The following is a 12487-nucleotide window of genomic DNA, read 5'->3' on the forward strand; positions in this document are numbered from 1 at the left end:
ATTACCTTACGTATTCAATCCCGCGCATCCGAATCCGTTTCGGTTCTGCGGTGCAATTTCTTTAGAAACGACATCGCATTCCGACAGTCATTACTTTGGACCGGATAGCCGGGATGTCCATTCTTGCTCCGGATGAAAATGCGACTTATATAAGATCCGGATTCCGCCGGTACGCATTCCAGGTTAACCACTTTCGCCAGCTCGAGTTTTACAAATTCATTACCCTGGGTCTGCATCGACAGCGGATTATGCACGGCATAATTGGCAATGGCAACGGCTTTCGCCATCGCAGTTCCATCCGGTTTCACGCTGTGAATAACCAGAAGATCACTTTCGGAACAGCGCAGAATCTTAATCAGTTTGGCCTTGGCGTTCCAGCCGTTGCTGTATTTTTTACCCGATTTCGCCAACTTCTCTTTATAAACTTCGCCGGGATTGACGATATTGATACGTCCGTTGTCATAGCAAAGCAGAAGACGGGCCTTTTTATTCTTGTCATTCGCGGTAAGCCGGATGTTGGCAAGGACGTCTCCGCCGTTGACCGGGTCTTTCTGGCGGGATATTTCGCCGGTTCGATAGAACGTAAAACAGCACCAGGGCGCGGCCTCGGAACGCGTTGACGCGTCCGGCTCAGGCAAGACTTTGACTTCTTCTTTATCTTTTTCCGTGATTTTCTCCGTCTTCTCCACCTTCAACGTCATATTATCCGGATCCAGATCGATTTTCGGCAGATCGCGCTTCATCCGGTCGATAATGAAAAAGGTTATTTCATCGCCTTTCAGTTGCTGGCACATATTACCGGAACGCTTGTATATGGCGGTTTTCTCCAGATAAATTGGTTTGCTGGACGGCGGCACGATCACCAGACATACCACTTTACCGTCGCCGGTCTTCTGGAACTGGATATCCAGCAGGCTATTGGCAAAGCCGCCCAGCTTCCTGGCAACGGTGTTCCGGATCTTCAATTCCACCCCGTCCAGGTTCGTTTTATAGGAATACTCATCTTCCTGGCTGCTGTTCAGCAACGGCAAATCGTTGTTGATGCCGCAAATCGTGCCGTTGTCGCGATAGCCGATGTAGATACAGCCGCCGCCGGCGTTCATGAAGGCCGCGATCTGCTGCATGAGCTCGTTACCCAACTGCTTGTCGATGTCCTGCTCGGACTTCGCCGTAAACACCAGGGAACTCTTGAGTTCGAGCTGCCCGTTTTCCCGTCCGGGGGATTCCTGGCTGATTTCTCGTAGCGCCGCGAGTTCGCCGGCATTGAATTCGCTGCCGGGAGGCATCAGGATCAGCCACCCTTTGGGGGAAACCTCTTTGACCAGAAGTTCGATCTCATCGCCGGGGCCAAGGTCGGAAGCGTGACTCAAGTAGAAGCGATGCATGTATCCGTGGATTTTGTCTTTTACGGCAAAGAAGCTGCGGTTGGCCAGACGGTCAAGTTCCTCGGCGACAATTTCGAAGAAATAGCGTTGCCCGGATATAAAGGATTTTTGCAGTTCCCGGGCGGTAAGGCTGATGAATTCCAACCAGTGCCCCTTTACCGCGCTGACCGTAAGTTCCAGTTCGTCGCCGATTCCATGTTCCCGGTCGGAAAAATAACGATGCTCCAGTCCATGCACGTCGCGGAGCAGGTGATATTCAATCGGCTGTCCTTTAACATCGCGTCCTTCCGGCAGAGCGGATACAGTGAATAAATAAGGTTTCCCAATTTCATAAAGGTCACTCAATATTGCGTTAAGATCCTGTTTCAGAATCGGGAAGGCGGTCTCCTGCCCATCGGAATCCTTGATAAAGCCGCAGACGAAACAGGAAAACTGCTCCGGAATATCGTCGGGATCCCAGTTTTTCTGGTAATCCAAAGCTTCCACCCGGAAATAAAACGGTTCACTGCCTGGTAGCGTTGTTTTCCCCTCATGTTTTAGCGCAAAGAAAAGTTTCCCATTAACCTGTTCCACCCGGTCAAAGTCCAGTTTGTAACTATTCCCTTTTTCAAAAGTCATTTCGCACCCCTCCTAATCTCGCGCATCGTCGTCAATAACAGTTTTAGCATCTGCCGTCCATAAATTATTGTTTGGTTCCATGACATTGGGCGGAGTTGAGTCATGTTCAACGCATTCATGAGGAGACGAAGTCACTATTTTATGAGATTCTTCAACCAGACTGATCTCGTCTGAAGTCAAATTATAAAGTTGATAAATTAGCTGATCAACTTCAACCTCCAGTTCATGCGTGTCAAAATTAGGAGCAACTTTTTTCTTCGTCAATACAGTTTTTACTATTGAAATGATATGATTTTCAGTTGTTTTGCTTGGAATCGGAATAGGAAATTGTGTTATTACCTTTGCTGTTACATTCGTATTGGTACTGGTTTGTTTTAAATAAAAATTCAGTAATTTAGAATTCATTACGGCAAGAATATATTGCATGGAAAGGATGTTGTCTGGTAATATATAATTTGTGGAGTTAGCCAGATAAACTCTGGGAGGAACAATTGTAGCAATTAAACGGATTCTTGAATCTACACCCGTAATTCTTTGCATTGCAATTCTTTCTTGCGATATAACTGTCTGTCTAGCTGTCGAAAGTTCCGATAGTACGCGTTTTGACAGATAAAATACACCACCCTGCGAAGGTGAATCAGTGATATAATATTTTTGAACCTGCGCGCCAGTGACAACTCGAAAGTTATTTTGGGAATCTGCCGTAAATTCATTTTTGTATTTTTTCATATCGATTTCTCCTGCGGAGCAACCGATACAATGTTTATTTCTAATATTCCTCATTTTTTTTACTAGATCGAATTTTTCTTTTGAAGATATTGGAAAAATCAATTCTTCCGGAAATATTTGCTTTATCTCCTGCTTTGAAATAAATAAATCCGATTTAAATGAGAAAAATCTGTCCTTCCATGTATGAATAGCAAAAGATCTTGAAAAATCCGATTTGTTATTACGGCGAAATAATCCAATGCAGACACTCATCTTTGCACTTTCAAAAACTCTTTTTTGGACATTATCGCGTTCGGGAAACGAATCAATCCGAATAATATCACAAGAAGAAATAATATATTTTCGGTTCCCCAGCGCACTACCTTCTGCAAGAAGTGAGTTTTGTGTAATCATGCAAATAACAGAACCAATTTTAGCAATATCAATGGCTAGAGGATAGAAAAACTGGAACAGGTTAACTCTGCCTTCTTTGGCATGTTCAAAATATTTTGAATTCTTATACGATTCCTGCATTTCCGAAGAGAGATCCCTCAACTCATTGTATGGCGGATTTCCGATGACAATATCGAATCCACCAGAGGCAAATACATCGGCGAAATAAAGATGCCAAAGGAAAAACGATTTATTGTTTAGGTTCATGTTATCAACGGCAAGATTTATTGCCGGAACATTTCCGCATTTTGTTTTGATATATTCCTTTACCGCGGCATCAATTCGCGTACGCAAAGTATTTTTATCGACATCCGCACGGGGAGAGAAAAAAGCATGTATTGCATCTTTTATATTTTCAATTGCCGCAGCTTCGTCATCCCAAGTGAGGCACATCTGGTCGTCAACGACCGGAGGATTCGCGTTGCTACATTTTGGCTTTTTTGCCGGAGCGAGATCAAGCGCAAGTTCGACTCCATTATAAGATTCCAGCAAACTATTTCCTTGCATGATTTTATAATCAAGGTTGGGAAGCGGAATAGGCTGAATTTCATCGACAACAATAGAGAGCCAGAAACGAAGACGAGCAATATCCACCGCGCCGGCTTCGATATCGACTCCATAGATGTTGTTCTGAATGATTTCACTTTTCAAACGAACAATTTCGGCGGGCGTATCGTCGATACCTTCAAGTTGTTTTCGGCAATTCAATACATTATGCAACATTCCCATCGGAAATGCACCTGATCCAATAGCCGGATCGCAGATCTTCACGGTTCTCAGTTTGGCAATAAGGGTTTCTTTATCCGAATCGGCAATATCCGAATCATCAAAGTCGGTCACCAGTTTACGAACTGCCAGAGTATCTCCGAGATAGGCTATCAAAGATTCTCGGCACATATACTGAACGATTTCCTTAGGAGTATAGAACGCACCCTTATCTTTGTTGTCTTCCAACAAGTTTTCAAAAATGCGTCCCAGCATTTCCGGGTCAACGCCGATTTCCGCATCGTTCGGGTCGTTCTCGTCAATGGTAAAATTGAATCTCTCAAAAGTATCAAAAAGCTTTTCAAAAAATCCTTTAGGAAATTGAACTTGTGTTTGATCTAATACATCATTTTCAAAAAGACCGCCATTCAGATACGGGATGCGGACTCTTTGTCCATTTTGGATGGAAAGCAACTCGTCTGCAATATCGTTGGAGGCAGTTCTGTCTGTATTCAAGGATTGGAAGAATAACCGCTCCAGAACGGTATCGAGAAAATCATTTTGAATCGTTTCCGGTTTCGATTTAAAAAGCTTCCTGAGATATTCCTTGTCGCCGATGCCCCATTCCCGGCCTTCTGGCACGCCAAGCCAGCCTTTCTTCTGGAGAAACTGCAAAAATACCAAGCGGCCCATCATTTTCTTCACATAGTCGCGAAAAGCTTTTTCTGCATCACCAATTTGTTCGAATTGAGCCATTACTTCCGTTCGCGGAGAATGAACAGTGGTTTCAACCCATTTCTTCCCTTGTTGAACCATGCGCTTCCCAGTAGCATACTCAACGAAATCTTGGTAGATGTTTTTGTATTCGGTAAAAAACTCATCACTGAGTTTTTCCACCGAAAAGACTTCTTTCAGCTCGTTGAAACTGCTCCAGGTACGATACAAATCCATCCGTTTTTTGAACGTATTATTGGATTGCTCTTGATCCACAAAGAAGGTCTGGCGGCGGAACACTTTCGGCGTTTCCGCATTGCGGTCAAGATTTTCGACCAGGCTGAAACGGAAACTGCCGTCGGTATCGGTAAAGACAAAGAGCGCTTTGTCGATGTTTGCCGGAGCGTCATCACCCAGCCATTCAGTAAAGATGCTGTATTGGGTGTTATGCGCGGCACTCAAAACTCTTCTGGCAAAATCAAACTGCAAGCGACGGCAACTGCGTTCGGAAAGAACAGAGCCATTCTTCAAATGGATCAAGAAAACGAATATTTCCAGATTTTTGAAGAATCCGATGATGTCGACGGACGCAAAGCGCGCTTGAAAAACGGGTGGAAACAAGGCTTCATTGTGCGCGGTAATCCGAGAGGTACGGGATAGGGCAAAGTCACCAGACTTGGTTCGGCAAAAAGCTCCCAGAGTATCTTTGCTCATTCCGGCAATCATATTTTGAATAACATCAGCCATTTTTCTGCTCCTTTTTAATTCCGACGACCATCAGATGCACCGCGTTGTCGGAGGTCATATTATCATTTTTACTATGCGTGGAGACAACCAGATCGTTGATCTGATTAATGTTGTTATTACAGGCGAGGAATCTTTCCGCGAATTGTAAATCGGCGCGAATCATCTTTCCGGTGGTTTTAGGAACTTGTGTTTTAACCGCTTTGAATTTTTCCAACGCTTCCTGCTGTTTTTTGCTGAGTTTTGCGTTCTTGTCCATATGCGCGAGGCCGTGGTTATACGCCTGGTATTCCCGCCAGAAAATATCAGCCTCCTCGAATTTGAACGTCAAAGACTCTTGCTGCGGCCGACAGCGAATCCCATCAAAGGCGGCAAGGCAGGAAACCGGCAGCGCCGGGCATTCGGAATTTTCCACCGCGTCAATCTTCTTCACGAACATTGCCGCCGAGTTGGCGGAAAAGATATAAAGGCTATTTTGCGTTCCAAGCATTTTCGTAAAACGAAGTCCCAGGGAATCGAGGTAGGCGCAGAATTCATCTTGCTTCCGCTTATCCGGGGAATACGCCGCCAATCCCTGGCGGAACATGCCGTCGATCCTTGTTTCATCACTGGTCATCTGTTTTTCGAGCGCATCCAGATCGTTTATCGAACCGAGGAATTTTTCCGGAGACTCGTCAGTATTCAAAATACAGGCGTCTTCCCCGAGGATGGCATGAATCATTTGCATCTTGGTGCCGGCAATGGAACGGAGATTACTGATTTCTTCGCCAATCAGGGTCGGGAAGAAGTTTACCGAATAAATCCGGTCGAAAACTTTGCAGTCAATCCGGTTGATCCGCCCGATCCGCTGGATAATGCGCACCGGGTTATAGGAAATATCGTAATTGACCACCACGCCGGCCTGATTTAAATTGATCCCTTCGGAAAGGACATCGGTACAGACCAGAATCATTTTAGCGGGGGATTTCGCTTTTTTCCCGGATGCCATGAAATAACTTTCTATTTCTTGGCGCTCATTCTCCTGCAAGCTGCCGTCGGCATAAAGAACTTTTCCGGAGAAGTGACCTTCGAGAAAATCCCGGACATAGGCGGCGGTGTCGGCGAAATAGGAAAAGACAATCAGTTTGCGCGGATTGCCTTGCTGCTGCGAGTCTTCTCCGATTTTTCCGTCCAGAATATCTCTTACGACTTCGCCGAGTTTTTGCAGTTTGGCGTCATGCGCTGGATCGTTCAATCCCGCATCGTCAAACTCCTTGGCAATTTTCGCCAGGACATCAAGATCGGCTTCCATTGCCGACAAAAAATTTCTCGCTACCGTATCATCCATGGCGATGATTTGCCGATCCGGCAGAGATTGTTTTAAGGCCCGGAACTGTTCATCGCGGGCATAAATCAGTTTCAACTTTTTATCCTTGCGAATCTGTTCCAGCACTAAGTCAAAAGACTGGCCGCTAACCTCCGTTTGCGAAAGGTCGGCCTCTCCGGCATCTTCGTCCACATCATCAAGTCCGCGAACAAAAACACCGTAATCCTTGAAAACGCGGATGTGATTTTGCAGCGAACCGGAGAGATTGTCCAACGTTTTCCGGAAAGCGCGAGGAGAGCTTTCCCAGCGGGAAACCATAAAGCGGCAGATCATGGAATAAAGGTTCTGTTGCTGCTGGGCATTTCGGTCATCATGGGTTGCAACATAGGTTTGTGGATGATACATCGCGCCTTTGAACTCCGGGGCATTCCCCGCAAAATATCGGGTCAGGATCGCATCATAAAACGATGCCTGCAAACGCGTCAATTGAAAAAGCTGTTCCAAGGGGGGCTTCTGTTCCGGAATCTTGTCGCCGACTTCCTGTTTATACACTTCATTTTGCAGCAGGTCGAGGCGGTTCCGGCGAATCGTCAAAGGATAAATCAATGCCTTAATGGCTTGCGCCAAGGACTGTAACCGGGCGGAAACGTCTTTCAGTTTTTCCGGATTATTTCTAACGCTTTTCCGCTCGTCAAGCAGTCCTTTGTATTCTTTGGCCAGCGTGTCGAGTTTGCCGATGAAATCATGCTTGGATTCCCCGGCGATACAATCGTTGCCGAAAAGTTGTATCAGGGAAATAAGATCTTGCGGACGATTGTTAAAAGGGGTTGCGGATAAACAGATCACCCGTTTACCATGAAGCAGCGGACGCAATTTCTGGTACAGGGTAGTCTTTTCATTTCGCAAGTTGTGCGCTTCGTCAATAATAACGGTCCAGGCGTTCTTCACATCCGGGAGTTCGGACAAATCAGTGGCATAAACCGAATGGGCGCTCCACCCTGCCGGGCGCAAATTGAATTTATCCAGATAACTGTTCCAGCCTTTCGAACCGTCAATCAGGTTCGGAGGCGCAAGCACAACGCCCGGCCCGTCACTGAGGCGTGCCAGCAGTGAGGCAACTACGGTTTTTCCCAGCCCGACCACGTCGGCAATGATAACGCCTCCGTTGGTGTCCAGAATTTTCTTGGCGCGGGAAACCGCATCGATCTGATACTGGAGTTCAAGATATTTGATATCTCTAAGCATTCCCCGTATCCGATTATCCAAATGTTCGTCGGACCGGTTGAGTTTCAAAAATTCCCGCATGACCTTCATGTATGCATCGAACGGCGATATTGGCGAAAATGGAGTTTTCTCTTTGAGAATTTCCACAATCGGTGAATCGGGGGGAGGATTTTCCGAAGTTTTTCCATGCTCGGTGAAATGAGAAATGGGCTGGGCAACCGTCCACAGTTCATCGAATAGACCACAGATTTCATCTGCGTTTTCAGTCATTACCTGAATATTGAATTCCTGCCGTCCCAGCAGTCCGGAATAGGAAAAATTACTGCTGCCGCCGGTATAAGAACAAGTATTGTCGTTGTGATGGAAAATATATAACTTCGAATGGTTCGGCAATACCGTTTTCCTAATTTCCAGACGCCCATCTTCAATCATCTCGGAATAATTGCGCAGGAGTTTTTCTTGCGATTCGGTTATCTGTTCCTGGCTCCAATGCTTCAAAACTTCTTCGAGTTTTTTCCTATAAGTCTCGCCGTACGGCAATGAGGAAAGATTCCGGTGCTCCTGTTCATAAATCATGTATGCCAGCGATTTGACATCCAATCCGGCATCCATACCAACCAGAATGCGAAGTTTGATTTCCTTGTTTTGCTCCAGAGCTTCTTGAATGTTCTGAATGCCATCGAAAAAGAAATAGCCGGTCAGAATGTCTACCTGTCGGCACTGGGGAATTTCGTTGCCCAGCAATGTCCCCATTTCATTCTGAGGATTGTCTTTATGCTTCCAGTGTAACAACTTGCTTGTCATTTTGACCGATCCTTCTCGGTAGAGGCAGATGAGGTTTGAAGTGGACCCCAAGTCAAGGACAAAAACGAACGAATTATCAGTGGGCTCATGGATTCACGCAGGCATTTGGCTGCGAAGCCGCAGGCCACATCTCCGCAGGAGAGCGGCTGAGCAGCCCTAAATTGAAGTCCGCCCCGCAGGGGGCGGAAGTGTGCCACTCGTCCGGCGTCTGGTAGCCGAGGGCCTCATGCAGGCGGCGTTGGTTGTAAAAGTCTATGTAGAGGTCATCCGAAAAGCCCTCGTGCGCGCGCATAATGCGCGCACGCGCGAGACAAATCAAAAAAAAGTGCCACATTATGCGGGTGCAATTCCCAAAAGTGGGTCATTGCGCGATGGGGTAAACACTACCCCCCCCCATTTTTTTTGCAAGTACTCGACTTGCTTTTTTTTGTTGTCGTTGTATGGTATGCTAAACCGCATATATTCAAGGAGTTACGACGATGGCGATGGAAAAACAACGCGATTTGGCAAAGGAACTGGTGAAGCTGTGTGGTCTGGTGCGCGGATCTATTGTCCATACGACGCGCAAGTGCGGGCGCGCACAATGCGAATGCGTGAAAGGCAAGCAGCATCCGTTCTGCTACCTGTCGCGGTCTTCAGCTGGTTCGAAAAACAAGATCCAGTATGTGAAGCCGTCCGAGGAAAAAGCGTTTGCGCGTGCCGTGGCCATGTATGAGCGCGCATGGTCAATCATCGAGGAACTGACTGAACTCAACATCAAGGAGATCAAGGAAAATGGGAATGACGGACGAAGAACTGAACGCCCTGGTGGAAAAAAAGCTTCTCGAACGCAAAGCCGAGATCGTCCAGGCGCTGAAAACATTCAACCGGAGCCCGTCGGCGAAGACCTTCAAGGAAGCGGAAAACACACCGGATCGCCTGTTGGGACAGGCGATGGACGACATCGTGGCGGAGGTGCTGCAAAAGACGGTGGGAGACGTCCGAATAGAAAGGCCCGCTAAAAAAAACTCCGGTACCACGGGCAAAGGCTGACCAGCATTCAGCTCAAGCATGGGAAGTATACCTCGATTACCGGGGCCTACTATCTGCCCGTAAAAGAGAAGCGTCGCGGGCGCAAGCGCGGCACGGGTAGACGCGGCGTGGCGGGCACAGGCAGGTTTCCCGCTTTGCTTTTGTTAGGCGTCCTTGCCGGCGCTTCGCCTGCTTTGTGCGAGGATGTCACGCTGGAAGGGCTGCGAGACTCCTACGAAGAGGCGTCCAATGCGTTGCGCTTACGGGGCCGGGACATTTCGGCCAAGCGCGTCGGCACGATCAGCCGGGCTGTCGGTCATGCTTCCCTGAAAGCGAGGGAACGACGGCTCGCTTGTCTTCGTGTGAGCAACGAGGCCGATGGAAAAAGACTCGCGGTCGCCATGGACGGGGGGCGCGTCCTCATACGAACGAACAAGCGCGGGCGCAAGACCGCCAAGGGCTATCATACCTATGTCGCCGACTGGCGTGAACCGAAGCTGTTCATCATCTACGAACTGGACGCCGAGGGCCGGAAAATGCGCAAGGGACTTGAACGCTGCGACGGCACCATCGGCGGCCCGGAGGACATCACTCGGCTGCTGGTGGCGGAGCTCAGGGCGATGGGCGCGCAGGACGCAAAGTCAATCACGTTCCTGGGCGACGGCGCAAAATGAATATGGAACAGGATCGACCAGATTATCGAAGAAGTCGGCATCGACAGAGCGCGCGTGTCAACCTGCCTTGACTACTACCACGCGGTCGAGCATCTTGCACGCGTCGCGGAGGCTAAGACGTTTGCAAGCCTGATCGAGAAGCGCGCGTGGCTCGACAACATGAAAAAACTGCTCAAGAAGGCTCCTCCCGCAGTGTTCCTGGCTGAACTGGCGAAATCACGGCGGCGTGGCAACGCGGTCATCAGGCGGGAATATGCGTATTTCAAGACCAACATGTCGGCAATCGACTATGCCAGGCTCAGCAGAGAGAAACAGCCGATAGGCTCTGGAGCGATTGAAAGCGCCGTGCGCAGAATCGTGAACCTGAGAATCAAAGGTGCGGGCACGTTCTGGAAGCTGGAGAACGCAGAGGCGGCACTCCACCTGAGGTGTCAGCTTAAAACCAACAACTGGAGCATGTTCTACGCCGATTTACTCAATGGCCTGGCTGCATAGGCGCTACCCACTTTTGGGAATTGCACCCCATTATGCTGAACGCGATCAGATTCCGCAAAGAAAGGTCGCACAAACATAATGGGGCACGCCATGGAATGTATTTTTCTCTTTCACAGCCGTCCCATAGTCACTGAAATTACCTGTTTTTTGGGCACATGCGAGCACGAGGCCGCCTGATTTTTCATGACACCTTCTTTGTGTGTGGAAAAGTTTAGCCAGGAGACTATACCATCCCTTCAAAATACAGCTGATACGCTTTTTCCGGACTTCCCCGGATAATATGGCGCCGCTCCCGCTTCGTGTCGCAGCACTCGATGATACTGGGCAAACTGAAGTAATTCCAGAGCACGGCACGCAACAAGGTAAAGAGCCGACTGAACTGGCGCTTCCACTTGTTGTACCAAGCGACGAACCGTAGCAGGAGATAGGCAAGCAGCGCTGTCCAGACTTGCCAGCGGACGGCATTTTCGTTATATCCAAGGAAATCGGCCAACTGCAGCGTCTGTTTGATTTCCTTGAAAAACACCTCCACACCCCAACGGCATTGATAGAGCTGGCACACGGAAAACGGCGACCACTCGAAGTTGTTGGTAATAAACGTCATCACCACCATCTTCCCCTTCACCTCGACCTCTGCCGTGACCAGCCGCAGGTCATCGGGGTAATTGTCCTTGGTCTGCACCCCTATCAGCCTGATGCGCTCATCTGACAACACCTTGCATTTCTTGCGGACATAGCGGCGCTTGCCGGGCGCTTGCTGTCCCATAACTTCAGCCGTATCTGTCTCGGGTTCTGAGGAGGCGGACGCATGTTTGACGGGATCAGACGCCTCCGGTTTCCCAGTCGCATGCTGTCCCATAACTTCATAGAGCATGTTTTCCTTGGCCCGCGTCACCCAGGAGACGCCGCGCGTGTCAAGGACCTTAAGATGCTTAAAATCAACATAGGCCTTGTCGAATACCACGACCTCTCCGGCCTTCATGTCGGCGCACAGTTCCCAGGCGCTTTTCGGGTCAGAATCCTTTGCACTTTTGACGAGGACGAAGTTCGGCAGGAACGAGCGCATGTTCAGCGCCGTGTGCATCTTGGCGGCCGCTTTCTGGCGTCGGTGCTGGGCCCAGCCCATATTAAATGCCGTCAGTTTGATGGTGGTTGAATCAACGGCGCGAATGGTTCTTGTCCGGAAGCGGTAGGGCAAACCGGGATAATTGCGGCTGGAGGTCAGGAACTCGGGGTAACGGGTTGACAGTGACTCATATACCTTCCAGAACAGTTCTTCGGCCATATCCGCATTGCGGGTCTTGTTGGCGTGAGAGAGACCGTTCCTGCTCGGAGGCGTGCAGTTGCGTATCTGAGCAAGGGGGCCGGCATGGTTGTGGAGGCTGTCACAGATGTCGTTCAGACTTAATGAATGCGCCAGATGCGCGTAAAGCATAGCCATTACATGGCTGGTGGCGCTGAAGGCCCGTGTCTGGATTTTGTACTTTTTGGCGAGGTTGTCGATAATCCGGTCAGGTATCCAGCTTGCAATCTGCGCGAGGACTGACACAGTACTTTTTAGTGGATTCATGGTACCTCCTATGGTTGCTTACTAGGCTACCATTAAGATGCCGTGAATCCTTTTTTTTACGAAGCCACCATCAAGT

The 12487-nt window shown here is 48.6% G+C and carries 7 protein-coding genes and 1 pseudogene; 4 read left to right on the forward strand and 4 right to left on the reverse strand.

All coding sequences use genetic code 11. The features are described 5' to 3' along the window. Positions 1 to 14 precede the first annotated feature (14 nt). The 3 genes from J3R75_RS10365 to J3R75_RS10375 are packed head-to-tail and all read right to left on the reverse strand — an operon-like array spanning position 15 to position 8661. Entirely contained in the window at positions 15 to 2003 is a 1989-nt protein-coding gene (locus J3R75_RS10365; protein WP_307261452.1) for an AlbA family DNA-binding domain-containing protein, read from the reverse strand. Between the two features lie 12 nt (positions 2004 to 2015). Further along, on the reverse strand, positions 2016 to 5330 hold the full coding sequence (locus J3R75_RS10370; RefSeq protein WP_307261453.1) for an Eco57I restriction-modification methylase domain-containing protein: 3315 nt from the start codon (positions 5328 to 5330) through the stop codon (positions 2016 to 2018). Continuing rightward, on the reverse strand, positions 5323 to 8661 hold the full coding sequence (locus J3R75_RS10375) for a helicase-related protein (RefSeq protein ID WP_307261454.1): 3339 nt from the start codon (positions 8659 to 8661) through the stop codon (positions 5323 to 5325). Before J3R75_RS10375 ends, J3R75_RS10370 begins: the two co-directional genes overlap by 8 nt. Before the next feature lie 485 nt (positions 8662 to 9146). Between J3R75_RS10375 and J3R75_RS19860 the strand changes: the two are divergent. The 4 genes and pseudogenes from J3R75_RS19860 to J3R75_RS10390 form a co-directional block, all read left to right on the forward strand. Continuing rightward, positions 9147 to 9332 (forward strand): annotated as a pseudogene (locus tag J3R75_RS19860) (DUF6788 family protein); the annotation flags it as partial. Positions 9333 to 9441: 109 nt separating this feature from the next. Then, positions 9442 to 9693 carry a hypothetical protein gene (locus J3R75_RS10380; protein ID WP_307259863.1) on the forward strand — a complete coding sequence of 84 codons (252 nt, stop codon included), beginning with the start codon at positions 9442 to 9444 and terminating at the stop codon, positions 9691 to 9693. Positions 9694 to 9827: 134 nt separating this feature from the next. Beyond that, positions 9828 to 10346 carry a hypothetical protein gene (locus tag J3R75_RS10385; RefSeq protein WP_307261455.1) on the forward strand — a complete coding sequence of 173 codons (519 nt, stop codon included), beginning with the start codon at positions 9828 to 9830 and terminating at the stop codon, positions 10344 to 10346. Positions 10347 to 10400: 54 nt separating this feature from the next. Beyond that, on the forward strand, positions 10401 to 10841 hold the full coding sequence (locus tag J3R75_RS10390; RefSeq protein WP_307261456.1) for a hypothetical protein: 441 nt from the start codon (positions 10401 to 10403) through the stop codon (positions 10839 to 10841). A gap of 223 nt (positions 10842 to 11064) precedes the next feature. On the opposite strand, the gene J3R75_RS10395 is transcribed toward J3R75_RS10390, so the two are convergent. Further along, positions 11065 to 12411 (reverse strand): IS4 family transposase, encoded by a 1347-nt coding sequence (locus tag J3R75_RS10395; protein WP_307260932.1) that lies wholly within the window; start codon positions 12409 to 12411, stop codon positions 11065 to 11067. Positions 12412 to 12487 lie beyond the last annotated feature (76 nt).

Source organism: Oligosphaera ethanolica (assembly GCF_030814695.1).
In the GTDB taxonomy this organism is placed as follows: Bacteria; Verrucomicrobiota; Lentisphaeria; order Oligosphaerales; family Oligosphaeraceae; genus Oligosphaera; species Oligosphaera ethanolica.